Below are 24314 nucleotides of genomic sequence, written 5' to 3' on the forward strand. Positions count from 1 at the left end.
GTGGGGCACTTTTTAAATGTTGTTCCGGGTCCCTTTTCAAGTGTTAGCTACAGAACTGGACGCACAACGTAAAACCGTGTTCCGTTCTACGCTGTTCCCGGCGGACAAACGGCTGGTAAAAGGCAGTAACATAGAAGAACTGATAACCGAAATCGCATACCTTATAAAACTGTAACGATATGGCAAAGCAAAGCGGCGGGAAACCGCAAATTGACGAGGATTTTATGAAAGAGATTATTTCACAGGGCTTGCCCGTGAAAAAACAGGAAACACCATTGGTAACAGTGGAAACACCGGATAAGCCGGAAACAGTGAATAAGGAAGAAATCAAGGCAGAACCTAAGGAAGAAAAGGCGGTGAAAGAACCTGCCCGCCGGAAAAAGAACACTCCGGGCGATTACCGGGAAACCTATTTCATGCGGGTGGACTTGACCGACCGACAACCGTTATATGTCAGCCGTACCACCCACGAAAAGCTAATGAAGATAGTAACTGTTATTGGCGGACGCAAGGCAACCGTCAGCAGCTATGTAGAAAATATCCTGCTCCGTCATTTCGACCAGTTTCAGGACGAGATAAACGAACTGTACGAAAGCAAATTTGAAAAGCCGTTTTGATATGTTGAAATGGTTTATTATCGGAACACTCCTGTATTACGCCGTTCTCTTATGGCGATACAGGGATAGCTTGGGAACATGGTTCACGGGTGGGAAAAGAGAGCCGGAACAGCCCAAAAACAAACCGACCGTGAAAGCCGGAAACGGTGATTGTCTTGTAGGTGCAAGCCGTTACCGTATAGGACAAATGAGGACAAACGGGGACATATCAGGACACCTTTCAAAAGGGGTTGATAATGCTTCTATATTTGTCCCGCAAAGCGATGAAACGGTAACTGAAACACCTGCTGCGCAAGCGATTGAAACCGAATTTGAAATGGAATTTGAAACGGAAGATGCGGAAGAAACGGACGTTTCGGCGGATGAAATCGAAGCGGAAGAAATCGCCTGCTACATGGGTGACGGTGAACCGGAAATGGCACAGGGTATCACGTTGGGTGAGCTGGCGCAAATGGTACAGGTCATTCAAATAAAACAAGCGTCCGACACAGAGGAACGGCAAGCCGTTCAAACCATCTGCCGGACGGAAACAAACCTGTTTCATTCGCTGGTGGAGCAGATAAACGGGGGCAGGTCACGGGTAGCGGAACTTTTACAAAAGCATGAGATACCCGTGCCCGCCACCGTCCCGGTTGCCGGAAGTAATGAAATGGCAGATTTTGACATGAACGATTTTCTTTAATGGTAAACTTTAAATAATAAGATGATGAAACAAAAAGATTACGGTTAAACAAACCTTTCCGAACATGGGGAACATTCCCCACAACCACAAAAATATCAATTATTAATCACTCCGCCGGGCGGACTATCCAACCGTCCGGCAATTTAAAAATCAATGTATTTATAATGAAAAAGAAAGTTCTCTTTTCGGCAGTCGCTCTATTGGCTGCATCCGCTACGTTTGCACAAGGTAACGGCATGGCGGGGATTACAGAAGCTACCAACATGGTAACGTCCTATTTCGACCCGGCAACAAAATTAATTTACGCCATCGGTGCGGTGGTGGGCTTGATTGGCGGCGTGAAAGTATATGGCAAGTTTTCTTCGGGCGACCCTGACACCAGTAAAACGGCGGCTTCGTGGTTCGGTGCTTGTATCTTTTTGATTGTCGCTGCCACTATCCTACGTTCATTCTTCCTCTAAAGAAATGGACTATGGCAGACTATCCGATTAACAAGGGGATAGGCAAGCCAGTTGAGTTTAAAGGGTTGAAAAGTCAGTATCTTTTCATTTTTGCGGGCGGGCTGTTAGCCCTGTTCGTGCTTTTCATCATCATGTACATGGTAGGCATTAACCAGTGGGTGTGCATCATCTTCGGCGTTACTTCGGCAACGTTGCTTGTATGGCTCACATTCCGGTTAAACGAAAAGTACGGGACACACGGGTTAATGAAATTGTCCGCACGCAAAAGCCACCCTTTCCATATCATCAACCGAAAAGCCATATCCCGATTATTCCATTTAAAACAAGCATCGAAATGAGAAATATATTAAAAGCTACTACGCTGGAAAACAAGTTTCCACTGTTCACGGTGGAAAACGGGTGCATCGTTTCCAAAGACGCCGACATAACGGTGGCGTTCCGGGTGGAACTGCCGGAACTGTTCACCGTCACGGCAGCCGAATACGAAGCGATACATTCCGCTTGGAACAAGGCGGTAAAGGTGCTGCCCGATTACAGCATCGTTCATAAACAGGACTGGTTCATCAAAGAAAACTATGCGCCTGACATCCAAAAGGATGATTTGAGTTTCCTTTCCCGTTCCTTTGAACGGCATTTTAATGAAAGACCGTTCTTAAACCATACCTGCTATTTGTTTCTGACGAAAACGACAAAGGAACGTAGCCGGATGCAGAGTAATTTTTCTACTCTTTGCCGGGGCTTCCTTGTCCCCAAAGAGATAAAGGACAAGGAAACGGTTACAAAGTTCCTCGAAGCGGTGGGGCAGTTTGAAAGCATTATGAATGATAGCGGTTTCATTACCCTTACCCGCCTGACTTCGGACGAAATCACCGGGACAAAGGAAACGGCGGGTATCGTGGAAAAATACTTTTCACTCTCACAAACAGACACTACCACATTGAAAGATATTCAACTGAACGCCGGAGATATGCGTATAGGTGACGATATTCTTTGTTTGCATACTCTTTCGGATGCGGAAGATATGCCGGGCAAGGTGGGAACTGATACCCGCTATGAAAAGCTATCCACCGACCGGAGCGATTGCAGATTATCTTTTGCTTCTCCGGTGGGCGTGTTGCTCTCCTGTAACCATATCTATAACCAGTACATCTTCATTGACGACCATACGGAGAACCTGAAACAGTTTGAAAAGATGGCTCGCAATATGCACTCCCTTTCCAAATACAGCCGTGCCAATCAGATTAACAAGTCTTGGATAGAGGAATATTTGAACGAAGCACATTCACAGGGGCTTATCTCCGTGCGATGCCATTGTAATATCATGGCATGGAGTGACGACCGGGACGAACTCAAACACATTAAAAATGATGTGGGGTCACAGCTCGCACTTATGGAGTGCAAGCCACGTCATAACACCACCGACACACCGACCTTGTTTTGGGCGGGCATACCCGGCAATCAGGCGGACTTCCCGGCGGAAGAAAGTTTCTACACCTTTATTGAACAGGCTCTTTGCCTATTCACCGAAGAAACGAACTACAAAAGTTCGCTTTCTCCCTTTGGTATCAAGATGGTGGATAGGGTCACAGGAAAGCCGTTGCACATTGATATTTCAGACCTGCCAATGAAAAAAGGTATCATTACCAATCGCAACAAGTTCATACTTGGGCCGAGTGGTAGCGGCAAATCATTCTTCACCAATCACATGGTGCGCCAGTATTACGAACAAAATGCGCACGTCCTGCTGGTTGATACCGGAAACAGTTACTTAGGATTGTGTGAAATGATAAACCGGAAAACGCACGGGGAAGATGGGATTTATTTTACCTATACTACTGAAAACCCGATAGCGTTTAATCCTTTCTATGTGGAAGATGGGGTATTCGATATTGAAAAGAAAGAGAGTATCAAAACGCTTATCCTGACCCTTTGGAAAAGGGACGATGAAGCACCCACACGGGCGGAAGAAGTGGCTTTGTCAAACGCCGTAAGTTCCTATATCGAACTGATTACTAAGGATAGTTCGGTTACTCCCTGCTTCAATACATTCTATGAATATGTGAAAAATGACTACCGGGCGCACCTGCAAGAAAAGAACGTCCGGGAAAAGGATTTCGATATAGACAACTTCCTGAATGTATTAGAACCTTACTACAAAGGGGGCGAATATGATTACCTGCTGAACTCCGACAAGGAGCTTGATTTGCTGCATAAACGCTTCATTGTCTTTGAGTTGGATAATATCAAAGACCACAAAATTTTATTCCCGATTACTACGATTATCATCATGGAAGTATTTATTTCCAAAATGCGTAAACTAAAGGGTATCAGGAAATTAATATTGATAGAAGAAGCGTGGAAAGCGATTGCATCGGCGAATATGGCGGATTACATAAAATATTTATACAAAACCGTTAGAAAGTATTTCGGCGAAGCGATTGTAGTTACCCAAGAGGTCGAAGATATTATTTCCTCGCCCATTGTAAAAGAGAGTATTATAAACAATTCTGATTGTAAGATACTGCTCGACCAAAGGAAATACCTTAATAAATTCGATAGCATACAGAACCTTTTGGGACTGACCGATAAGGAACGTTCACAGATGCTTTCCATCAACCTTGCCAATCATCCGAACCGGAAATACAAGGAAGTTTGGATAGGCTTAGGCGGTACACAATCAGCCGTATATGCTACCGAAGTGAGTTTGGAAGAATATTTTACATACACCACCGAAGAAACGGAAAAGATGGAACTATTCGCCTTGTCCGAAAAGTTGGGCGGTAATCTCGAACTTGCTATCAAACGGCTTGCCGAAAGCAAGCGCAATCCCGAAAAATAATCAATTAACAATTTAAAATTCATTCAGTATGAAACATTTAAAATTCTTGTTTCCGGTGCTGTTATGCACCTTGTTACTGGGGCTTTCTTCCTGTAAGGAAACGAACGCCGACCGTCTTAGGGCGATGCGTGGCGACTGGGAAAGCGTGAAAAACCGTCCGGCGTTTACTCTCTTTGAGGAAAACGGGCATTACCGGGTAACGACCTATCGAAAGACCTACCGGGGGACTATCCAAACGGAAACCTATCAGATTTCAGAACAAGACGGAAACCTGTTCATCGAAACGGGGTTGTCCGTCCTGCTGACTTATGACAAAGAGAATGACCGGATTCTGCTTTCTCCCGGCGGAGAATATAAACGGAGTAACCAACCAATAAAGAAGTAAGCGTATGAAAACAAAGATTATAATGCTGCTCGTAGTATGCAGCCTGTTTGTCGGAAAGGTAAACGCACAGTGGGTGGTGAGTGACCCCGGCAACTTGGCGCAAGGGATTATCAATGCGTCAAAGAACATCATTCAGACTTCTTCGACCGCACAGAATATGATAAAGAATTTTCAGGAAACGGTAAAGATTTATCAACAGGGAAAAGATTATTATGATGCCTTAAAATCAGTGCATAACCTTGTCAAAGATGCCCGGAAAGTACAAAAGTCTATCCTGCTTATCGGTGAGATTTCCGACATCTATGTGAACAGTTTTCAGAAGATGCTTTCGGATGAAAACTACACGCCGGACGAACTTTCCGCCATTGCCTATGGCTATACCCAACTGTTGCAGGAAAGTTCCGATGTGCTGGAAGAAATGAAAAGTGTGGTGAACATCAACGGGCTTTCCATGTCGGATAAAGAACGGATGGACGTTATCGACCGGACGTATAACGCCATCAGGAACTACCGGGATTTGGTGAGTTATTATACCCGCAAAAATATTTCCGTTTCCTACCTGCGGGCGAAAAAGAAAAAGGACACTGACCGGGTAATGGCTTTGTACGGTTCGGCGGATGAACGTTACTGGTAACTTCTAAAAATAAGTAGTATGTTATTAGCAATCGAATTTGATAACCTGCATCAGATACTCCGTAGTTTATACACGGATATGATGCCGTTATGCGGGAACATGGCGGGGGTAGCCAAAGGAATAGCGGGACTGGGGGCTTTGTTCTATGTGGCTGCCAAAGTATGGCAGTCGCTCGCCAGTGCCGAACCGATAGACGTTTACCCTTTGCTCCGTCCTTTTGTGATTGGTTTCTGTATTATGTTCTTCCCCACATTCGTACTGGGTACGATTAACAGCGTGATGTCGCCAGTAGTCAAGGGGTGTAACAATATGCTCGAAACGCAAACTTTCGATATGAACGCCTACCGGGAACAAAAGGACAAACTGGAATATGAAGCGATGGTGCGTAATCCGGAAACGGCTTACCTTGTTTCGGATGAAGCGTTTGATAAACAGATTGACGAATTGGGATGGTCTGCCAAAGATATTGCCACAATGGGCGGTATGTACATGGATAGGGCAGCCCACAATATCAAGCAATCCGTCCGGGACTGGTTCAGGGAATTGTTGGAACTGCTCTTTCAATCGGCAGCCCTCGTGATAGACACTATCCGAACCTTTTTCTTGATTGTCCTTGCCATACTGGGTCCGATAGCCTTTGCCATCAGTGTATATGATGGCTTTCAGGCGACACTGACCCAATGGATAACAAGGTACATTTCCGTTTACCTGTGGCTACCCGTTTCAGACCTGTTCAGTTCCATTCTTGCCCGAATACAGGTGCTTATGCTCCAAAAGGATATTCAGGAGCTATCAGACCCCAATTTTGTACCCGATAGCAGCAATTCAGTGTACATAATCTTTATGATAATCGGTATCATCGGTTACTTCACCATCCCCACCGTATCGAACTGGATTATTCAGGCGGGCGGAATGGGCAACATGAGCCGGAATATAAACAGTGCAGCCAATAAAACGGGCAGTGGCGTTGGTGCGGTAGCCGGAGCAGCCACCGGGAACGCTGGCGGCAGGGTCGGCGGTAAACTAATCAAAGGTAATCAATAATTAAAAATCAAGATGGAATTTAAAAGTTTAAAGAACATTGAAACCAGTTTCAAACAGATACGTCTTTTCGGGATTGTGTTTGTCGTTATGTGTACCCTGATAACGGGGTATGCCGTTTGGAACTCCTACACGTTTGCCGAAGCGCAACGGCAAAAGATTTATGTGCTGGACGGTGGCAAATCGTTGATGCTTGCGCTTTCGCAAGACCTGACACAAAACCGTCCGGTCGAAGCAAGGGAACACGTGAAGCGTTTTCACGAACTCTTTTTCACGCTCTCACCGGATAAGAACGCTATCGAAAGCAATATCAAACGGTCGCTGTTCCTCGCCGACAAGAGCGCATTTAACTATTACCGTGACCTCTCGGAAAAGGGATATTACAACCGTATCATTTCGGGCAATATCAGCCAGACCATACAGATAGACAGCGTTTCATGCAATTTCGATGTGTACCCGTATGCGGTGGCTACCTATGCCCGCCAAATGATTATCCGTGAAAGCAGCGTGACGGAAAGAAGCCTTGTCACCCGTTGCCGGTTATTAAACGCCGTAAGAAGTGATAATAACCCGCACGGCTTTATGATGGAAAGTTTCGAGATAACGGAAAACAAGGACTTGAACACCATAAAGCGGTAAGCCATGATACGGAAAATTCTCTCTCCGGTGAATCAGGCAATTACCCATGTGCAGGACTGGGCGGATGAAAAACTCCGCCGCCTGTGCGGGCGCATGACACCGGAAATAAGGCTGGCGGTAATCCTGCTTATGCTCCTGTTCTTCGGCGGGCTATCCATCTACTTTACGGTATCATCCATTTACCGGATAGGAAAAGAGGATGGCGAAACCATACGGATAGAACACATCAGGCAGTTGCAGTTACAAAGTAAAGACAGTACGAACATTTTTAATCAGTCAGACAATGGAAGAAAAAGAAGTGAAGAATGAAGTTCCCACACCGGAAACGGCAAAGGGAAAAGAACCTGAAAAACAGGGAAAGGAAAAAAAGGAACTGACCCCACAGCAGATACAGCAACGAAAAAAGATGCTGGTTTACCCGCTTATGGGACTGGTTTTCTTAGGGTCTATATACCTGATTTTTGCACCGTCCGATAAGGACGAAGCAAAGGTGGAAAACGTGGGCGGATTTAACGCCGATATTCCGCAACCCAAAGGGGACGGGATAATCAGCGATAAAAAGACCGCCTACGAACAGGAACAAATGGAGAACAAACAGGCGGACAAGATGCGCTCCTTACAGGATTTTGCCTTTTCGCTCGGAGAGGAAAACGGGAACGGGGAAGATTTGACCCTGATAGATGATGCTCCGGCAGAAAAACCGAAAACCAATGTAATAGACTTCGGGGCGGGTGCGCCGAACAATAGCCGTTCCTCTATCCAATCTTCGGCGGCAGCTTACTGGGACATGAACCGTCAGTTAGGCAGTTTCTACGAAACGCCGAAAGAGGACAAGGAAAAAGAGGAACTGAAACGTCAGGTGGAAGAACTCACTGCCCGGCTCGATGCGAAAGAAAGCGGTGCGGGCAACATGGATGAACAGGTTGCACTTATGGAAAAGTCCTACGAACTGGCGGCAAAGTATATGAACGGACAGAACGGGCAAAGCGTACCACCGCAACCGGGACAGATTGCACAGGTCGCACCGTCCGCACCTGTTCAGGGCAAAGGAAATGCCACACCTGTAAAATCGGTATCGGACAGGACGGTTTCAGGATTGCAGCAGCCCATGAGCAACGCCGAATTTGTCGCCGAATACAGCAAGCCACGCAATTACGGGTTTAATACGGCGGTCGGCAGTGGTTATTCGATAGGAAAAAACACTATCCGGGCGTGTGTTCATAACGACCAAACACTTATGGACGGGCAGACCGTCAAGCTCCGGCTGTTAGAACCGTTACAGGCGGGGAACGTGATTGTCCCGAAAAACAGCCTTGTTTCAGGAAGTGCCAAAGTGCAGGGGGAACGGCTCGACATACTGGTGTCCTCGCTCGAATATGCGGGTAACATCATTCCGGTGGAACTTGCCGTTTACGACAGTGACGGGCAAAAGGGGCTTTCCGTTCCCTCGTCACTGGAACAGGAAGCGGCAAAGGAAGCGATGGCGAACATCGGTGCGGGACTGGGTACGAGCATTTCATTTGCGCAAAGTGCCGGGCAGCAGGTCGCAATGGATATTACAAGGGGCTTGATGCAAGGCGGTTCGCAATACCTTGCCAAGAAGTTCAGAACGGTAAAAGTACACCTGAAAGCGAACTATCAGGTGATGCTTTACGCCAAACAACAGTAATTTATTTATCAACCATAAAAATTTCAATCCAAAATGAAAAAGTTAATTATCATGTTCGCCCTACTCTTGGGCGTGGTTTCAATGAAAGCACAAAGTAACGATTTGTATCAGGGCATTACTAAAAAGCTGCCTTACCGCCAAATGGTGACACCTTACGGCGTACAGGTGACGTTCGCCAAAACGGTACATATCATTTTCCCGTCTGCCGTTAAGTACGTGGACTTAGGCAGTAACTACATTATTGCCGGAAAAGCGGACGGGGCGGAAAATGTTGTCAGGGTCAAGGCTACGACAGAGGGCTTTCCCGGTGAAACCAATTTTTCCGTTATCTGTGAGGATGGCAGCTTTTACAGTTTTAACGCAAAATACGCACACGAACCGGAAATGCTGAACATCGAAATGAAAGACTTCTTGGAGAATGAGGACACAACGGATTTCAGCCATACCCGGATGAACATCTATTTCCGTGAACTGGGTAACGAAAGCCCGCTTTTGGTAAAGCTGATTATGCAGTCCATCTACAAGAACAATGACCGGGAAATAAAGCATTTGGGATGCAAACGGTTCGGGGTGCAGTTCTTGGTAAAGGGGATTTATTCGCATAACGGGCTGTTCTACTTCCACACACAAACAAAGAACAGTTCAAACGTGCCGTTTGATACCGACTTTATCCGTTTCAAGATTGTGGATAAGAAAGTAGCCAAAAGAACGGCTATTCAGGAAACCGTTATCGACCCGGTGCGGAGCTATAACGAGATACTGGTTATCGGCGGCAAAAGTACCGTCCGCACCGTGTACACCGTTCCGCAGTTCACTATCCCTGACGATAAGATATTAGTCATCGAACTGGTGGAAAAGAACGGGGGCAGACACCAAACTATCCGGGTGGAAAATTCGGATGTAGTGGCTGCCAAAGTGATTAACGAACTTAAAATCAAATGAACATGAAAAGGATATGTTGTATTATATCCCTTTTTGTGCTGTGCCTGACTTTCAACCAGGCACACGCACAAAGATGTCTGCCGGGAATGAAAGGCTTGCAGGTTACGGGCGGCATGGCGGACGGTGTTCACTGGAACAGTAAAAGCGATTTCGCCTATTACTTCGGGGCTGCCATGAGTACCTATACCAAAAACGGGAACAGGTGGGTTATCGGCGGGGAATACCTCGAAAAGCATTACCCCTATAAGGATTTGCAAATACCAGTCAGCCAGTTTACAGGCGAGGGCGGTTACTATCTGAATTTCCTTTCAGACCGGAAGAAAACCTTTTTTCTTTCACTGGGATTGTCCGCACTTGCCGGGTATGAAACAAGCAACTGGGGCGATAAATTGCTGCCCGATGGCTCGACCCTGACCGATAAGGACGGTTTTGTCTATGGCGGTGCGCTGACGCTGGAACTGGAAAGTTACATTACCGACCGGGTGGTGTTCCTGATTAACGCAAGGGAAAGATGCCTGTTCGGTTCTTCAGTCGGAAAGTTCCATACACAGTTTGGTATCGGTCTAAAGATAATAATGTGATAAACTAATCTATTATATATAATGTATATGAGAAAGATTATAAGCCGCATTTTGATAGGCTGCTATGTAATGGCCGCCTTGTTATTGGTGGGTGCGTGTAATGACGATGTGGATATACAGCAGTCTTACCCGTTTAGTATCGAAACGATGCCAGTGCCGAAAAAATTAAAAGTGGGTGAAACCGCCGAAATCAGGTGTCAGCTTCACCGGGACGGGCGGTTTGAGGAAACAAAGTATTTCATCCGCTATTTCCAGCCGGACGGGGCGGGAACGCTGAAAATGTCCGATGGGACGGTTTTACTGCCGAATGACCTGTACCCGCTTCCGGGTGAAACATTCCGGCTTTACTATACCTCTGCATCCACCGACCAGCAAACGGTAGATGTGTATTTTCAGGACAGCTTCGGGCAGTTGCAGCAGCTTACATTTTCGTTCAATAATGATAGCAGTAAAGAGGAGGAATAACCTTTTTGTGTAAATGTGTTAAGAAACATTCAGCAATATATTGTTGAGTGTTTCTTTTTATCTACTTTTGTATAAAAGTTTAAGTATTAAAAATGAATTATATATGGCTTCTTTTGATTTCAACCCAATAGCGGATTATGTGGTACTAAAATTCAAGTGTCCTGAATGTGGTACTGAAAATGAAACAGATGCACTTTCTGTTCCTACGCCTGATTTTGCAGCAGAAAATCATCGAGATAGTTGCAATTATGATGAGTATGAACATGAATGTTCAAATTGTGGACATATATTTGACATAACAATAAATAATGGAATATATGGAGGCGATGGGGAAATATCAGACGTAGATGATGTTTCGGTAGAAGAGGAGTTTCCAGAGGATGATTACTATGAAGAATTTAAATCATCGTTCTTTGATGAACATGTTGTAGAAACAATTGATGTTTTAGATAAAATAGATGCCTTAGACGAGATTTCACGTAAATTATTGTACCGTACTTTATATGCTAATGTTATCAGTAGTATGGAAGCATATTTGAGTGATAGACTTATTCAAAAAGTATTGTCTTCAGAAGATAATAAACGGCTATTTGTAGAAAACTTTAAGGACTTCAACGACTCTAAAATATCTATCTCAGATATTTTTAAGCAAATGGAAAATTTGGATTCCTATATAAAAAAGACATTACGTGATATTATATATCATAATCTTCCTCGTGTTAAGAACATCTATAAAACAACTTTAAGCGTTGATTTAGGTGATGTGTCTGAATTAATGAAATGCATTAGTATTCGCCATGATATAGTTCATCGAAATGGCAAGGATAAAAATGGAAATCTTCGTGATATTAGCAAGGATGATGTTTCAATATTGGCTCAGAAAGTTTCTGATTTTATTCAAAATATAGAGAACCAATTTCTTATGCAGTCAATAGATGATTCAGAAATAGATTCACTTTTTAACTTATAAACAATAAAACAAGGCTGACATTATCAATCTTGTTTTATATGATGTCTCCAGTGTGAAACTCAAAAATACAGTTATGCCAAACATTGATAATGTATTTAGTATATATGCAGGTCAATTGGAGTTATTACGCCAAAATGGACTAATTGAAAGAACGGGTGAATACATTTGTCCTATTTGCTTAAATAGTTTTAATAAAGAACAATTAAATAAACTATCGATGGAAGATGCACCTCAAGCATCTTTAGGTGGAAAGAAAATTGCTATAACGTGTAAAAAATGCAATAACACTTGTGGACATGAAACAGATATTCATCTTGTGAATTTTATTACCTATTTAGAAGAACAAGAGTTTCTTCCGGGTTCTAATAGACGAGTTAAAATCTTCGATGATGAAACTACTATAAATGCAAATTTAGAAGTTGGAAATACTAAAGAATTAAAGATGATTATTCCTAATAAGATAAACAACCCTAAAGCTTTAACAAATCATCTTTCTAAATTAACAGTAGGAGGTATTATAGATATACAGAACCATCCTCTGAAAATTGACATGAAAAAAGTATCTACGGCAATTTTAAAGAATGCGTATATTATACTTTTTGCTCGTTTTGGATATTCTTTTCTTTTAAATAGCTTCTATGATAGGATAAGAGAACAAATATTAAATCCAGCAAAGCATATTATTCCTGAAAGTCTGTGGACAAAACAAACTTCTATTAGCGTAAAAGATGGTATCTACTTTTCAAATAGCAATGTGTACAGAGGTTTTTTTATAATTTATTCATTGACTAAACTTAGAACACACCATTTTTGTATTTGTATTCCTACACCACAAGTGTATTTTGAAGCCATAGCGTATTACTTTAGAGAATACAAGGCAGGTATACCTATATATATGATGGGGTCTGATGGTATAGATTATTTTCAAAATATAGATAATATAAAGGCATTAAATAAATGGCTGGTTAATTGGAGTTTAGGTTCTCCTGTTTAATATTACTTACTGGATAAGGCTTCTTTACTACTTTCTTTTCCGCTTTGGCTCACAAAAGAAAGAAGTCTGGCTAGATTTCTCCTGCCGGATTTTCTTTTTACTTTTGAGTTTTCAACCAATCATTCTGTAGTCGATAATATTTACCTAATATAGAAAATAGGTTATCATTGAAATGGCAGTAATCATATTGATAATAGATTTGCCCCCTAAATGCGCCTAAACAGCATTTTACATATTTTTCTTCTCCCGGTGTTTGAGTAATGCTTACCCCGTTTTTGTTTAAAGTTTCCATACTACTATAATTTACAATGAGTTATCAGATAATCAGAAGTGAAAGCAGCACAATGAAAATAAACGCCATACAAAGCAGGTAAACGGCAGAGATAAACAGCCGGAGAACGAACCGGATAATAAAAAAGCCTATAATTAGGGCTATCCATATTCCGGTGGTGCTGGTGGCTGCCTGATAGATGATAAAAGCAAGTATGAACCACCGTAAAAAAGTCGTTATCTTATTATATACTTTCATTGTCTTGGTGTGTTGTGGGTGGATTGCTCCACCCGGTTAGTAATCAGGCGCAACGGAAAACAAAACCATTATCCATCCAGTAATCAGTCATAAACAGGTCACGGGCAAAAGCCGAATAATCAAAGTAGGTCTTTGCGAACTCCGGCAGGTCGTAACATTCCTCTACAATTTCATAGGCGTAATCTTCCTCGTCTTTATATTCTCCCTGATATTCATCCTCAAAAGAAGAAATAAGGTCGTCCGCATCTTCTTCGCTTATATCGTTGTTGTGGTGGTCGCACCATACGAAAAACGCTTCCTGCTGGGTTTCACTTAGTTTTTCGATGGCATCCCGAAGCTCAAAGAACTTATCGGAAAGCCAACTTTCGGAAATCAGGGCTTCCGGGATATTCTCGTAATCCTGAAACATAAATTCCGGGTCTTGGTCGTCCTTGTGCAGTTCCCGGCACGCTTCCATAAATTCGTCCTTGTCCGAATAATCGGAAAGGTCTAACCACTTGCCGAAAAGTGAACCACTGTTATACTTGTTGTAAGTACCTACATAAACTCTTGCTTCTGATAAAGTTACTGTTTCCATGACTTTTGAATTTTAATTGTTTACATCGCTTGTCGCCCACCACATAAATTTTTCCTTTAACTGAATGGGAACATTGTCTTTTCAAAGGTTCGGGAATGGTACAGGGCAAATTATTATTTATGAAATACTACCCGTAGGTGTGGAGATTTCTAAAAAATAATTTGAACAGTAACAGGCACGGATATACCTTTGACAATGTTCCAATCAGTTTTAGGGAAAATTTTTCTCTTGTTTAAGAGGATAGAAGTAAAAGCCATCAGGCTTTTTGTATTGGGTAATGAGAGAGTAAAAAAAGGGCTTATAAAAGCCCTTCGTCTGCAAAACTGTAATAGCTTTCTTCTGTTAAGATGATATGGTCTAACAGGTGTAAATCCAAGACCTTGCAGGCTTCATTTATTTTGGTAGTTATTTTTTTATCCGGTTCGCTCGGACGTAGATTGCCCGATGGGTGGTTATGTGAAAGGACTATCCCCGAAGCATGGACTTTTAAGGCGGTTTGCAGGATGATTTTCACGTCCATTACTGTTTCAGCCATGCCGCCTTTAGAGATAAGGGAAATGCCTAAAGCCTTGTTTGCCCGATTGAGGAACATTACATAACTTTCTTCGTGGTGTTCCATACATTCCGCATAGAACGGTTTCAGATAAGTATAGGACGTTTCGGATGAGAGTATTTTCACTCTTTCGGATGCTTTTACATTGTCTTTATAAGAGATAGTGATTTCCGGCATGGTAAATTCTGTTGTTTTCATAACACTTGAATTTTAAATTAAACAATAAGAAATTTTGCCGGACACCCACAGTTTGGCGGGGACTTCAACCTAATCTTTTCAAAAAATACGACCCGTAGGTGTGGAGATTTTTTAGAAAACCGGAACGGCTCGGATTTGGTATTTGTCCCTGCCGGGCTGTAACTTTGCTAAAATTTGTGATTGAGATACATTACTTTAGGGAACTGAAAAAGGGGTATCACTGATGACACCCCTTAGACAACCGAATACCTTAAACCGTTATTCATCATAGGTTCTATATCCTATCGGTTTGCGTGGCTTTGGGTCAGGTTTACTTAGTAATTGGGTAAGTGCTTGGTAAACCTCGCTGAATTGTGCATCCGTACTCTGTTCCAGTTCTTCGATGCGTTTAAGAAGTTCCTCGTAACCGATTGACATTTGCCGCATGAGGACGAAAGCACGCATGATGGAAATATTCACGTCTATGGCAGTCTGACTGCGTAAGACACTACTAAGCATGGCGACACCCTGCTCCAAAAATGCGAGAGGCGGGGTCGGTGTGTGCCGGATATTTTCAGGGAACTTATCACAATTTGTGATAAGTCCCTGCCATTCATCCTTTGTTAGCTGAAAAGCAAAGTCACTGGGAAAACGGGATAAGTTTCTTTTAACTGCCTGTTTCAAAGCTCTTGTTTCAACTTGATAAAGTTCTGCCAAATGGAAATCGAGCATGACCCGGCAACCTCTGACCTCAAAGATTTTGTTTTGGATGATTTGTAAGTCCATAATGTTATTATTTAATGGTGAGTAATTGGAAGCATAAAGGGACTTATCACAAATTGTGATAAGTTCCCCTATATACCTATTTCATAGATACTTCTTTGTAGATTTTTTCAATGCCGACAAATTTCTTGTCAAGTCCCTGCATATCGTTACTTATCTTGTTATTGGTAATGCGGGCGTATATCTGTGTGGTTTCTATGTTGGTGTGTCCCAGCATCTTACTAACAGTTTCAACCGGTACACCTTTTGCAAGAGTAGTTGTCGTTGCAAAAGTATGCCTTGCAAGGTGAAATGTCAAGTTCTTTTTAATCCCGCAAACATCCGCAATTTCTTTCAAATACGCATTTAATTTCTGATTGCTGATTACAGGAAGTATCTTACCATCAGGCAAATTACCTTTATACTTCTTCAATATCATTTTGGGAATATCCAGCAAAGGAACATTTACGTCCGTGTTAGTTTTTTGACGTTTGGTGATTATCCATAAATTACCGTCAAAGGATTTACGAATATTATCTTGCGTAAGATTGGCAACATCTATGTAAGCCAAACCAGTGAAGCAGGAAAAGATAAACAAGTCCCTGACGTTTTCCAACCGTTCAGAAACCATCTTCTTTTTAAGGATGATTTTTATTTCATCCTCTGACAAGTAACCCCTATCCACTTTTTCCAAACGTATTTTATAACTGGCGAATGGGTCGCCTATCAAAATGCCATTATTACGGGCAATCAGGATGATACGTTTGAAAAACTGCATGAACTTGGCGGTCGTGTTATAACCACATTTACAGGTAGTACGCAAATATAACTCGAAGTCTGTAATGAACATCGGTGTTATTTCATTTATCGCAAAATCCGATACATTATATTTGCTTTGGATGAACTCGGCAAGATGGCGGCGGGTCACTTCATATTTACGGTAGGTAGCAATCGTTTTAGATATGCCGACCAACTGCTTAACATCATCATTGTGCTTTTTGAAAAGGGTAAGGACGGTTTCGTGTTTCTCACTGTGTCCCAAAAATTCATTCTTCACCTTTTCGGCTGTTACATAATTGTCACGCCGTTGTTGTTCGTGGTAGATATTGTTCAGGGATGCTTTTATATCATCTAATAAAGCATTGATTTTACCTGCATCCTTACCTTTGGCTTTTCCTGCTGCGATATTCCAGCTATCAGGCAAAATGCTTTGTTTTGTGCTGAACTGGCAAAGTTTACCGTCAATGGTAATTCTTGCCATAATCATAACTTCACCGTTCTTTTTTTCAGAGCCTTTCTTTAAATAGAAAAGGACTTTAAATGTACTCTTCATAACCTCACATTTTTAAGTTGCAAAACTACTAATAACTTGTTAAATGTGAGATAGATAGACGGTGGACAAATTCAGACTTTCTGCGGTCATTTCGGGACAAATCGTTACCGTTTTTGTCCGGTAGGGAATAGGTAACGATTTAGTAACGAAACTATGTCTTTTATAGTCCTTTTGTTGTCTTGGAAACAAGACTTATAGGCAATAAAAAAAACCTACAAATCGCTGATTTGTAGGTTTTTGTCCACTTACTGTCCTGTTTTGTCCAGTAGGTTCTGCGGAGAGACAGGGATTCGAACCCCGGGTGCCTCGCAGCACAACGGTTTTCAAGACCGCCGCAATCGACCACTCTGCCACCTCTCCTAAAACTTCCTTTTCGGGAAGTGCTTTCCTCTTTAAAGCGGTGCAAAGGTACAAATCATTTTTAATTCTGCAAACTTCCTTTCTCTTTTTTCATGAATTAATAGTACTTTTGCACCATGATATATCCGCAGAACTTTGAACAGAAAATAGGTTTCGACCAAATACGCCAATTGCTGAAAGAAAAATGCCTCAGTACACTTGGCGAAGAACGGGTGATGGACATGGCATTCTCCGACCACTTTGGAGAGGTAGAGGAGCGTTTGGACCAAGTCACTGAATTTGTACGCATACTCCAAGAAGAAGACAACTTCCCGGCACAATACTTTTTTGATGTACGCCCGTCACTGAAACGCATACGTGTGGAAGGCATGTATCTAGATGAACAAGAACTCTTTGACCTACGCCGTTCACTAGAAACCATACGTGATATTGTACGCTTCCTACAGAAAAGCGACGATGATGAGGAAGAGGGCGCTTCCCCCTACCCTTGTCTGAAAAGACTGGCAGGAGACATCACCGTTTTCCCACAGCTCATAGCAAAAATAAACGGCATCCTCTCTCCTTACGGAAAAATCAAGGACAATGCCTCTACAGAGTTGGCACGCATCCGCCGGGAACTGGCAAGTACTATGGGAAGTATCTCCCGCTCACTGAACAGTATTCTACGAAATGCCCAGTCCGAGGGCGTTGTGGACAAAGACGTAACGCCCACCATGCGTGACGGCCGTCTGGTCATTCCCGTTGCACCGGCACTGAAACGGAAAATACGCGGTATTGTACACGACGAGTCGGCCAGTGGTAAAACCGTATTCATCGAGCCTGCCGAAGTAGTGGAAGCCAACAATCGCATACGAGAACTTGAAGGTGACGAACGCAGAGAAATTATCCGCATCCTGACGGACTTCTCCAACCAGCTGCGCCCCTCCATCTCCGACGTACTGCTATCATACGAGTTCCTTGCCGAAATAGACTTCATACGTGCCAAAGCATTGTTTGCCGAGCAAATATCCGGACTCAAACCGGCTCTCGAAAACAAGCAACTACTGGACTGGACAATGGCGGTACACCCACTCTTGCAACTTTCTCTCGCCAAACATGGCAAAAAAGTCGTACCGCTTGACATCGAACTGAATGAAAAGCAACGTATCCTCATTATCTCCGGTCCGAACGCAGGCGGCAAGTCCGTCTGCCTAAAGACAGTAGGCTTATTACAATACATGCTGCAATCCGGACTACTCATCCCGATGCACGAACGCAGTCATGCCGGAATATTCAGCAGTATATTCATCGACATCGGTGACGAGCAGTCCATTGAAGATGATTTGAGTACCTACTCCTCCCACCTTATGAACATGAAAATCATGATGAAAAGCTGCAATGAACGGAGCCTCATCCTGATTGATGAATTCGGTGGTGGAACGGAGCCCCAGATAGGAGGCGCCATCGCCGAAGCCGTATTGAAACGCTTCAACCAAAAACAGACGTTCGGTGTCATCACCACACACTATCAGAACCTGAAGCATTTTGCCGAAGACCATGAAGGTGTAGTAAACGGCGCCATGCTCTATGACCGCCATCTGATGCAAGCACTGTTCCAGTTGCAGATAGGCAATCCGGGCAGTTCGTTCGCTGTAGAGATTGCCCGCAAAATAGGTCTGCCGGAAGATGTCATCGCCGATGCCTCGGAAATTGTGGGCAGTGAATACATCAATGCCGATAAGTACCTGCAAGACATTGTGCGCGACAAACGCTATTGGGAAGGCAAACGCCAGACAATACGCCAGCGTGAAAAGCACATGGAAGAGACTATCGAGCGCTATCAAACCGAAATCGAAGATTTGCAGAAATCCCGGAAGGAGATTCTGCGCAAAGCGAAGGAAGAAGTGGAGCAACTGATGCAGGAAGCCAATGCACGCATCGAGAACACCATACGCTCCATCAAAGAAGCCCAAGCAGAAAAAGAAAAAACACGCCAGGCCCGCCAGGAGTTGACGAACTTCCGTGAATCAATGGAAGCGCTTGCCAACAAGGAACTGGAAGAAAAAATCGCCCGCAAAATGGAAAAGCTGAAAGAGAAGCAGAACCGGAAAAAGGAAAAGAAAGCGGGCAAAGGAAAAGAGAACGGACTGTCTGCCCAGGCTTTGGCAGAACAGCAGGCGCGGAAAGAGGCAGAACGCCTTGCAGCCATCACCCCCGGCTGCAACGTCAGAATAAAGGGCCAAACCTCTGTGGGCGAAGTAATGGAAGTGAATGGCAAGAATGCGGTCATCGCGTTCGGCAGCATCAAGACTACCGTAAAGCTGGACAGGCTGGAACGTACCAACGCGCAGCCTAAACAAGCTGATGTGTCCACCAAAAGCACTTTCATCAGCGCCCAGACCCAGGACAGCATGTACGAGAAGAAACTGCATTTCAAACAAGACATTGATGTCCGCGGCATGCGTGGCGACGAAGCCTTGCAAGCCGTTACCTATTTCATTGATGACGCCATCCTTGTCGGCATGTCACGCGTGCGTATCCTTCACGGAACGGGAACAGGCATCCTGCGCATGCTTATCCGTCAATATCTGGAAACTGTCCCCGGAGTGCGCCACTTTGCCGACGAACATATACAGTTCGGCGGAGCAGGCATCACCGTTGTGGACTTGAGTTAATGGATAATTGACAGTTGATAATTGATAGTTAAAGCTAAATCATAAATCTGAAATATATGAAATCAATCAAAGAACTCTACCGTATCGGTACCGGTCCATCCAGCAGCCACACCATGGGACCGCGCAAGGCAGCTCAGATATTCCTGGAAAGGCATCCCGAAGCAGCCGCATTCCAAGTAACCCTATACGGAAGCCTCGCCGCTACCGGCAAGGGACACATGACCAATGTTGCCATCACCGAGACACTGCAACCCGCAGCACCGGTAGAAATAATCTGGGAACCCAAAATATTCCTGCCCTTCCATCCCAACGGCATGAAATTCGTTTCTTTGGACAGCGAAGGCAAGGAGACCGACCAATGGACTGTATTCAGTGTCGGCGGCGGTGCCCTGGCAGAAGAGAATGACGGAGCATCATCCGTAAACACCCCGGATGTATACGAAATGAACAGTATGACCGAAATACTACAATGGTGTGAACGTACCGGAAAAAGTTACTGGGAGTACGTCAAGGAATGCGAGGAAAGCGACATTTGGGATTACCTGCAGGAGGTATGGAAAACCATGCAGGCTGCCGTAAAACGGGGATTGGATAGTGAAGGAGTCTTGCCTGGCCCTCTGAATCTGCGCCGAAAGGCTTCTACCTATTATATACGTGCCAGTGGCTACAAGGCTTCCCTCCAGTCGCGCGGACTAGTATTTGCCTATGCCTTGGCAGTAAGTGAAGAAAATGCGTCAGGTGGGGTCATTGTCACTGCACCTACCTGCGGTTCGTGTGGCATTGTACCGGCAGTGCTCTATCATCTGCAAAAAAGCCGGGAGTTCAGCGACACACGCATACTCCGTGCCCTTGCCACAGCCGGACTGATAGGAAACATCGTGAAGACCAACGCTTCCATTTCGGGAGCGGAAGCCGGATGCCAGGCAGAGGTAGGCGTAGCATGTTCCATGGCATCAGCCGCAGCCAACCAATTGTTTGGAGGCAGTCCGGCACAAATAGAATATGCCGCTGAAATGGGATTGGAGCATCATTTGGGAATGACCTGCGACCCGGTTTGTGGGTTGGTACAAATCCCGTGCATCGAACGTAATGCCTACGCCGCCGCACGTGCCCTGGATGCCAACCTTTACTCCTCCTTCACCGATGGCATGCACCGCGTATCATTCGACAAGGTGGTGGAAGTCATGAAAGAAACCGGAAACGACCTGCCCTCCCTCTACAAAGAAACCAGCGAAGGAGGACTGGCGAAGGATTATAAGCCGATGTAGTTAGAGATTACGGATTACGGATTAAGGATGAAGGATTAGGGGTGTGCAATCATATTGAACCTTAATCCTTCATCCTTAATCCGTAATCCCTAACCCCTCATCCCTAATCAAGTTTTACCGGCCAATGCGTATCATCCCTATTACCGCTCACATCTTTTGTCTGTAGCAAGCCGCCTTCTTCCGAATAGAACAATTGATACTCTGCATTTCCCTTTTCAACTTCAATGACAAACTGCATAGGCACTACCGGATACTCCAAAAGAACAATCTCCTCTATCTTCCAACCGGCATACTCACTGGCGCTGAAAGAGGTCTGTACTGTTCCCGGAAGATTATTCCAAAGCAATTCGGTTTCCGTCAGTTGCCATTCCGCCTGATTATTGAACCATACATCCTTTTCCTGCCCATCCACTTTACAATCTGCAACGAAATAGCCCCCTTTCTGTTCCCATTCCACATGGATTGCGGAAGGGTATTTGGACTTCAATGCTTGTGACATTGCTTCGGGCACTTTGACATCATCCTTGTCGTCATCATCACTGCATGCACCAAGTGCCAAGGCGGCGATGAACATCATCGCCAACATTTGAATCTTCATTCTCATCATTTCTCTATAAAGTTTAGGTTAATAGTTACTGGAGAATCAATCGTCCATGCTGACGAACTTTCCCTTTTTGTTGAACTTCAAAGAGTAGTCATTACCCAATTCAATTTCCACACCGGTACGTCCGCGTTCGATTTTAGTAATAATCTCTCTCGGGAAGTTAGCCTTCACATACTCCTTTACCGGAACCGGAATCAATGCTTCGGGAACAGCGGACTTCTTGCAATCCACTTCCAACCAATTTCCTTTCTTGTCGAAGTCTATTTCCGTACGGTCTGTCAACAGCACTTCATATTTTTTAGTCTGCAATATTTCACTTTCAATCTTGATGTGTGAAATGTGCGGTTTCGAGAAATACTGGTTGATAAAATTGCGTGCCGTCAGCGGAAGCTGCTTGGTATCCTGAGTGATGACATCACCGGCAAAGGCAAACTGAACAGCTACAAGAGCCAACACAAGAATAGACAATACTTTCTTCATAATCGTTATTTTTTAATGTTACTAATAAATTTCATATTATTCACACTGCAAATAACGGTAGAGAATTAGGAAAGATTTGGGAATAACCGCAGTTAACAGTAAATTTTACTTTCTTTAACCAGACGGAAAGTATGCATACCGTCCTGCCATTCATACGTGAGCTTCAATGAAGACGACAACGCAATGGAACGCGCTATGGCAAGCCCCAGTCCGGTGGAGTCCTTCTTGCCATCCATGCCATGATAGAAACGCCGGAACAACTTCTCTCCATCCAAAGGGGCATCCCCCGTATTCCTGATGACCAGAGAAGCGGGAGTAGTAAACACCTGCAACTCTCCCCCTTCCCTATTGTGCAGCAACGAGTTCTTCACCAGATTGGAAACCAGTATTTGCGCCAGCGAATGGTTGCAACGGATGATAAAAGGCTGCTCCTCCCGTTTTCGTATCAGTCTCACCTGCTTATGTTCATAGATATCCATCAGGTCGGGCAAGAGTTCATCCAATATCTCATCCACCGAAACATCTTCCATCTCGGTATACTGCCCGTTCTCTATACGGGAAAGCAACAGCAGGGACTTGTTCAGTTTTACGGCACGCCCCAGCGTGGCATATATCTCGTCCAGCTGCTCCATTTGCTGTTCCGTCATCCCTTCACTCTCAGCCAGCAGTTCCACTTTTCCCCTCACGATGGCAAGCGGTGTCTGCAACTCATGCGAGGCATTCTCGATGAACTGCTTCTGCTCCTCGTATGCCTTGTAGCTGCGGTTGCCCATATCCAATGCAGCATCGCTCAACTGGCGGAACTCCCGTATCTTCGTCGGGTTGTCCAATGGAGGCACCTCCTTGCCGGGCTGAATGCAGTGCAGCCAGTCAAGCAACCTATGTAACGGACGGAACACTCCCTTCAGCACCAACTGGATGCCGATGGAAGTACAGATGAGAAACAACAGGAACAGCGCTCCCAGATACCAAAGCATAGCCTCCACCATGTCATCCCGCTCCAAAATGGAAATCATCAGTTTCAACTCATAATATTGCCCGTCGGGCATACGGAAAGCGGTACACATGACACGCACCGGTTCGTCTTCATCCTCCAGTTCGATATAAACCGTAGCATCATAGAACACTTGTCTGTAATGCCGCCCTTCCTCTTCGGATATAGGGGTGAACTTATAGAAAGACATCAACGAGCCTTCCGTTTCGAGTATCGAGGGGTCGTGAAGCGCACTCTCCATCAATATCTCACCGTAATTCTCCAACGTATCGTCCGTCTCATCCACCACCTCGTCAATGATTGCGTAATAGAACAGCACACCCCACACTGCCATCAACAGAAACAGCAGCAATGCAAGTTTGCGGTAGGTGTAGCTCAGCAGCTTCATCGTTCGGAGAGTTTGTAGCCGAATCCATAGACAGCCTTTAATTCTATGGTAGCCTCAGCTTGTTTCAATTTCTTACGCAGATTCTTCACTTGCGAGTAGATAAAATCCAACGAATCCGCCTGGTCTATATTGTCTCCCCACACCGACTCGGCAAGGCTCATTTTATTGATGACCCGGCCGGGGTTGACTACAAAATAATAAAGCAGGTCGAACTCCTTGCGGTTCAGCTGCAAGGGCTTTCCGTTTATCTCTACCTGCCGTTTGTCGGGGTAGAGCAAAAGATTTCCAAGGGTGACGGTCACATCTCCCTTCGCCTGCCGCCGACGTATCAATGACTTGACACGTGCATTGAGTTCTGCCAGATGGAAAGGCTTTGTAAGGTAATCGTCGGCTCCCAGTTCCAGCCCGTCCACCTTGTCGTCCAGCGAGTCTTTGGCCGAGATAATAAGCACACTGTCACTGCGGTGCAGCTGTTTCAGCTCACGCAGCAAGTCCAGACCGCTCCCGCCAGGCAACATGATATCCAGCAGAATGCAGTCGTAATCGTAGTCATTGATTTTATCCAATGCCGAAAAATAGTCGGCAGCGGTCTCTACAACAAACTTTTCTTTCAAGAGCGAAGTGCGGATGGTTTCCCGCAAATCTTGCTCATCTTCTACAATCAGGATTTTCATACCGGCAAAGATGGTCTATAAAACTGGAAACAATCTGGAAAA

28 protein-coding genes, 1 tRNA gene and 1 pseudogene are annotated in these 24314 nt (G+C 44.4%); 19 read left to right on the plus strand and 11 right to left on the minus strand.

Annotated features, from left to right (window positions below; genetic code table 11):
* Nucleotides 1–52: 52 nt before the first annotated feature.
* The 17 genes and pseudogenes from DW947_RS17615 to DW947_RS17695 all read left to right on the plus strand — a co-directional run.
* Nucleotides 53–175: pseudogene (locus DW947_RS17615) on the plus strand (ParA family protein); the annotation flags it as partial.
* 4 nt (nucleotides 176–179) lie between these two features.
* On the plus strand, nucleotides 180–617 hold the full coding sequence (locus tag DW947_RS17620) for a DUF3408 domain-containing protein (protein WP_011107108.1): 438 nt from the start codon (nucleotides 180–182) through the stop codon (nucleotides 615–617).
* 1 nt (nucleotide 618) lies between these two features.
* Nucleotides 619–1299, plus strand: coding sequence for a hypothetical protein (locus DW947_RS17625; RefSeq protein ID WP_011107107.1), 681 nt, complete (start codon nucleotides 619–621; stop codon nucleotides 1297–1299).
* Between the two features lie 164 nt (nucleotides 1300–1463).
* Nucleotides 1464–1760, plus strand: a complete 297-nt coding sequence (locus DW947_RS17630; RefSeq protein WP_011107106.1) for a DUF4134 domain-containing protein — start codon at nucleotides 1464–1466, stop codon at nucleotides 1758–1760.
* 11 nt (nucleotides 1761–1771) lie between these two features.
* Nucleotides 1772–2098: a DUF4133 domain-containing protein gene (locus DW947_RS17635; RefSeq protein WP_011107105.1), complete on the plus strand. Its 327-nt coding sequence runs from the start codon at nucleotides 1772–1774 to the stop codon at nucleotides 2096–2098.
* On the plus strand, nucleotides 2095–4599 hold the full coding sequence (locus DW947_RS17640; RefSeq protein WP_011107104.1) for a TraG family conjugative transposon ATPase: 2505 nt from the start codon (nucleotides 2095–2097) through the stop codon (nucleotides 4597–4599). The genes DW947_RS17635 and DW947_RS17640 overlap by 4 nt, the downstream gene beginning before the upstream one ends.
* 28 nt (nucleotides 4600–4627) lie before the next feature.
* Nucleotides 4628–4984 carry a DUF3876 domain-containing protein gene (locus tag DW947_RS17645; protein ID WP_011107103.1) on the plus strand — a complete coding sequence of 119 codons (357 nt, stop codon included), beginning with the start codon at nucleotides 4628–4630 and terminating at the stop codon, nucleotides 4982–4984.
* 4 nt (nucleotides 4985–4988) lie between these two features.
* Entirely contained in the window at nucleotides 4989–5618 is a 630-nt protein-coding gene (locus DW947_RS17650) for a DUF4141 domain-containing protein (RefSeq protein WP_011107102.1), read from the plus strand.
* A gap of 18 nt (nucleotides 5619–5636) precedes the next feature.
* Complete coding sequence (traJ, locus tag DW947_RS17655) at nucleotides 5637–6662, plus strand: conjugative transposon protein TraJ (RefSeq protein WP_011107101.1); 1026 nt, start codon at nucleotides 5637–5639, stop codon at nucleotides 6660–6662.
* 12 nt (nucleotides 6663–6674) lie between these two features.
* The gene (gene traK / locus DW947_RS17660) at nucleotides 6675–7298 is read left to right on the plus strand and encodes a conjugative transposon protein TraK (protein ID WP_015532621.1); all 624 of its coding nucleotides are present in this window, start codon (nucleotides 6675–6677) and stop codon (nucleotides 7296–7298) included.
* A 3-nt stretch (nucleotides 7299–7301) separates the two neighbouring features.
* The gene (locus DW947_RS17665) at nucleotides 7302–7607 is read left to right on the plus strand and encodes a TraL conjugative transposon family protein (protein ID WP_011107099.1); all 306 of its coding nucleotides are present in this window, start codon (nucleotides 7302–7304) and stop codon (nucleotides 7605–7607) included.
* Nucleotides 7582–8967, plus strand: coding sequence for a conjugative transposon protein TraM (gene traM / locus DW947_RS17670; protein WP_011107098.1), 1386 nt, complete (start codon nucleotides 7582–7584; stop codon nucleotides 8965–8967). The genes DW947_RS17665 and traM overlap by 26 nt, the downstream gene beginning before the upstream one ends.
* Before the next feature lie 33 nt (nucleotides 8968–9000).
* Nucleotides 9001–9909: a conjugative transposon protein TraN gene (traN, locus tag DW947_RS17675; RefSeq protein ID WP_011107097.1), complete on the plus strand. Its 909-nt coding sequence runs from the start codon at nucleotides 9001–9003 to the stop codon at nucleotides 9907–9909.
* 2 nt (nucleotides 9910–9911) lie between these two features.
* Nucleotides 9912–10490, plus strand: a complete 579-nt coding sequence (locus DW947_RS17680; RefSeq protein ID WP_010992388.1) for a conjugal transfer protein TraO — start codon at nucleotides 9912–9914, stop codon at nucleotides 10488–10490.
* 21 nt (nucleotides 10491–10511) lie between these two features.
* The gene (locus tag DW947_RS17685) at nucleotides 10512–10955 is read left to right on the plus strand and encodes a DUF3872 domain-containing protein (RefSeq protein ID WP_011107096.1); all 444 of its coding nucleotides are present in this window, start codon (nucleotides 10512–10514) and stop codon (nucleotides 10953–10955) included.
* 103 nt (nucleotides 10956–11058) lie between these two features.
* Nucleotides 11059–11925, plus strand: coding sequence for a hypothetical protein (locus DW947_RS17690; protein WP_011107095.1), 867 nt, complete (start codon nucleotides 11059–11061; stop codon nucleotides 11923–11925).
* Between the two features lie 52 nt (nucleotides 11926–11977).
* The gene (locus tag DW947_RS17695) at nucleotides 11978–12919 is read left to right on the plus strand and encodes an HNH endonuclease (protein ID WP_243635101.1); all 942 of its coding nucleotides are present in this window, start codon (nucleotides 11978–11980) and stop codon (nucleotides 12917–12919) included.
* Between the two features lie 97 nt (nucleotides 12920–13016).
* On the opposite strand, the gene DW947_RS17700 is transcribed toward DW947_RS17695, so the two are convergent.
* The 7 genes from DW947_RS17700 to DW947_RS17730 all read right to left on the minus strand — a co-directional run bounded on the left by DW947_RS17700 (nucleotide 13017) and on the right by DW947_RS17730 (nucleotide 17210).
* Nucleotides 13017–13211 carry a DUF3873 domain-containing protein gene (locus tag DW947_RS17700; protein WP_011107093.1) on the minus strand — a complete coding sequence of 65 codons (195 nt, stop codon included), beginning with the start codon at nucleotides 13209–13211 and terminating at the stop codon, nucleotides 13017–13019.
* A gap of 24 nt (nucleotides 13212–13235) precedes the next feature.
* Nucleotides 13236–13448: a hypothetical protein gene (locus DW947_RS17705; RefSeq protein WP_011107092.1), complete on the minus strand. Its 213-nt coding sequence runs from the start codon at nucleotides 13446–13448 to the stop codon at nucleotides 13236–13238.
* A gap of 43 nt (nucleotides 13449–13491) precedes the next feature.
* On the minus strand, nucleotides 13492–14025 hold the full coding sequence (locus DW947_RS17710; RefSeq protein WP_011107091.1) for an antirestriction protein ArdA: 534 nt from the start codon (nucleotides 14023–14025) through the stop codon (nucleotides 13492–13494).
* Nucleotides 14026–14323: 298 nt separating this feature from the next.
* The gene (locus DW947_RS17715) at nucleotides 14324–14776 is read right to left on the minus strand and encodes a RadC family protein (protein ID WP_011107090.1); all 453 of its coding nucleotides are present in this window, start codon (nucleotides 14774–14776) and stop codon (nucleotides 14324–14326) included.
* Between the two features lie 258 nt (nucleotides 14777–15034).
* Nucleotides 15035–15541, minus strand: coding sequence for an ORF6N domain-containing protein (locus DW947_RS17720; protein WP_011107089.1), 507 nt, complete (start codon nucleotides 15539–15541; stop codon nucleotides 15035–15037).
* Nucleotides 15542–15617: 76 nt separating this feature from the next.
* The gene (locus tag DW947_RS17725; RefSeq protein WP_011107088.1) at nucleotides 15618–16850 is read right to left on the minus strand and encodes a site-specific integrase; all 1233 of its coding nucleotides are present in this window, start codon (nucleotides 16848–16850) and stop codon (nucleotides 15618–15620) included.
* Nucleotides 16851–17125: 275 nt separating this feature from the next.
* Nucleotides 17126–17210: transfer RNA gene (locus DW947_RS17730), tRNA-Ser, on the minus strand.
* Nucleotides 17211–17326: 116 nt separating this feature from the next.
* On the opposite strand from DW947_RS17730, the gene DW947_RS17735 reads away from it, so the two are divergent.
* The gene (locus DW947_RS17735) at nucleotides 17327–19864 is read left to right on the plus strand and encodes an endonuclease MutS2 (RefSeq protein ID WP_005831691.1); all 2538 of its coding nucleotides are present in this window, start codon (nucleotides 17327–17329) and stop codon (nucleotides 19862–19864) included.
* 56 nt (nucleotides 19865–19920) lie between these two features.
* Nucleotides 19921–21132: an L-serine ammonia-lyase gene (locus DW947_RS17740; protein WP_005831694.1), complete on the plus strand. Its 1212-nt coding sequence runs from the start codon at nucleotides 19921–19923 to the stop codon at nucleotides 21130–21132.
* Nucleotides 21133–21235: 103 nt separating this feature from the next.
* On the opposite strand, the gene DW947_RS17745 is transcribed toward DW947_RS17740, so the two are convergent.
* From DW947_RS17745 to DW947_RS17760, 4 genes are all read right to left on the minus strand, one after another.
* Nucleotides 21236–21739: a PepSY-like domain-containing protein gene (locus DW947_RS17745; protein ID WP_005831695.1), complete on the minus strand. Its 504-nt coding sequence runs from the start codon at nucleotides 21737–21739 to the stop codon at nucleotides 21236–21238.
* 36 nt (nucleotides 21740–21775) lie between these two features.
* Nucleotides 21776–22216, minus strand: a complete 441-nt coding sequence (locus tag DW947_RS17750) for a PepSY-like domain-containing protein (protein ID WP_005831697.1) — start codon at nucleotides 22214–22216, stop codon at nucleotides 21776–21778.
* A 92-nt stretch (nucleotides 22217–22308) separates the two neighbouring features.
* The gene (locus tag DW947_RS17755; protein ID WP_005831698.1) at nucleotides 22309–23598 is read right to left on the minus strand and encodes a sensor histidine kinase; all 1290 of its coding nucleotides are present in this window, start codon (nucleotides 23596–23598) and stop codon (nucleotides 22309–22311) included.
* Nucleotides 23595–24272, minus strand: a complete 678-nt coding sequence (locus DW947_RS17760) for a response regulator transcription factor (RefSeq protein ID WP_005831699.1) — start codon at nucleotides 24270–24272, stop codon at nucleotides 23595–23597. The genes DW947_RS17755 and DW947_RS17760 overlap by 4 nt, the downstream gene beginning before the upstream one ends.
* Nucleotides 24273–24314: the final 42 nt, after the last annotated feature.

Origin of the sequence: Bacteroides sp. AM44-19, assembly GCF_003603395.1 — a bacterium.
GTDB lineage: Bacteria > Bacteroidota > Bacteroidia > Bacteroidales > Bacteroidaceae > Bacteroides > Bacteroides uniformis.

Bases quoted from the DNA above. Each gene is read 5' to 3' on its own strand.
- DW947_RS17620 (WP_011107108.1), top strand. From the start codon at position 180: ATGGCAAAGCAAAGCGGCGGGAAACCGCAAATTGACGAGGATTTTATG.
- DW947_RS17625 (WP_011107107.1), top strand. From the start codon at position 619: ATGTTGAAATGGTTTATTATCGGAACACTCCTGTATTACGCCGTTCTC.
- DW947_RS17630 (WP_011107106.1), top strand. From the start codon at position 1,464: ATGAAAAAGAAAGTTCTCTTTTCGGCAGTCGCTCTATTGGCTGCATCC.
- DW947_RS17635 (WP_011107105.1), top strand. From the start codon at position 1,772: ATGGCAGACTATCCGATTAACAAGGGGATAGGCAAGCCAGTTGAGTTT.
- DW947_RS17640 (WP_011107104.1), top strand. From the start codon at position 2,095: ATGAGAAATATATTAAAAGCTACTACGCTGGAAAACAAGTTTCCACTG.
- DW947_RS17645 (WP_011107103.1), top strand. From the start codon at position 4,628: ATGAAACATTTAAAATTCTTGTTTCCGGTGCTGTTATGCACCTTGTTA.
- DW947_RS17650 (WP_011107102.1), top strand. From the start codon at position 4,989: ATGAAAACAAAGATTATAATGCTGCTCGTAGTATGCAGCCTGTTTGTC.
- traJ (WP_011107101.1), top strand. From the start codon at position 5,637: ATGTTATTAGCAATCGAATTTGATAACCTGCATCAGATACTCCGTAGT.
- traK (WP_015532621.1), top strand. From the start codon at position 6,675: ATGGAATTTAAAAGTTTAAAGAACATTGAAACCAGTTTCAAACAGATA.
- DW947_RS17665 (WP_011107099.1), top strand. From the start codon at position 7,302: ATGATACGGAAAATTCTCTCTCCGGTGAATCAGGCAATTACCCATGTG.
- traM (WP_011107098.1), top strand. From the start codon at position 7,582: ATGGAAGAAAAAGAAGTGAAGAATGAAGTTCCCACACCGGAAACGGCA.
- traN (WP_011107097.1), top strand. From the start codon at position 9,001: ATGAAAAAGTTAATTATCATGTTCGCCCTACTCTTGGGCGTGGTTTCA.
- DW947_RS17680 (WP_010992388.1), top strand. From the start codon at position 9,912: ATGAAAAGGATATGTTGTATTATATCCCTTTTTGTGCTGTGCCTGACT.
- DW947_RS17685 (WP_011107096.1), top strand. From the start codon at position 10,512: ATGTATATGAGAAAGATTATAAGCCGCATTTTGATAGGCTGCTATGTA.
- DW947_RS17690 (WP_011107095.1), top strand. From the start codon at position 11,059: ATGGCTTCTTTTGATTTCAACCCAATAGCGGATTATGTGGTACTAAAA.
- DW947_RS17700 (WP_011107093.1), bottom strand. From the start codon at position 13,211: ATGGAAACTTTAAACAAAAACGGGGTAAGCATTACTCAAACACCGGGA.
- DW947_RS17705 (WP_011107092.1), bottom strand. From the start codon at position 13,448: ATGAAAGTATATAATAAGATAACGACTTTTTTACGGTGGTTCATACTT.
- DW947_RS17710 (WP_011107091.1), bottom strand. From the start codon at position 14,025: ATGGAAACAGTAACTTTATCAGAAGCAAGAGTTTATGTAGGTACTTAC.
- DW947_RS17715 (WP_011107090.1), bottom strand. From the start codon at position 14,776: ATGAAAACAACAGAATTTACCATGCCGGAAATCACTATCTCTTATAAA.
- DW947_RS17720 (WP_011107089.1), bottom strand. From the start codon at position 15,541: ATGGACTTACAAATCATCCAAAACAAAATCTTTGAGGTCAGAGGTTGC.
- DW947_RS17725 (WP_011107088.1), bottom strand. From the start codon at position 16,850: ATGAAGAGTACATTTAAAGTCCTTTTCTATTTAAAGAAAGGCTCTGAA.
- DW947_RS17735 (WP_005831691.1), top strand. From the start codon at position 17,327: ATGATATATCCGCAGAACTTTGAACAGAAAATAGGTTTCGACCAAATA.
- DW947_RS17740 (WP_005831694.1), top strand. From the start codon at position 19,921: ATGAAATCAATCAAAGAACTCTACCGTATCGGTACCGGTCCATCCAGC.
- DW947_RS17745 (WP_005831695.1), bottom strand. From the start codon at position 21,739: ATGATGAGAATGAAGATTCAAATGTTGGCGATGATGTTCATCGCCGCC.
- DW947_RS17750 (WP_005831697.1), bottom strand. From the start codon at position 22,216: ATGAAGAAAGTATTGTCTATTCTTGTGTTGGCTCTTGTAGCTGTTCAG.
- DW947_RS17755 (WP_005831698.1), bottom strand. From the start codon at position 23,598: ATGAAGCTGCTGAGCTACACCTACCGCAAACTTGCATTGCTGCTGTTT.
- DW947_RS17760 (WP_005831699.1), bottom strand. From the start codon at position 24,272: ATGAAAATCCTGATTGTAGAAGATGAGCAAGATTTGCGGGAAACCATC.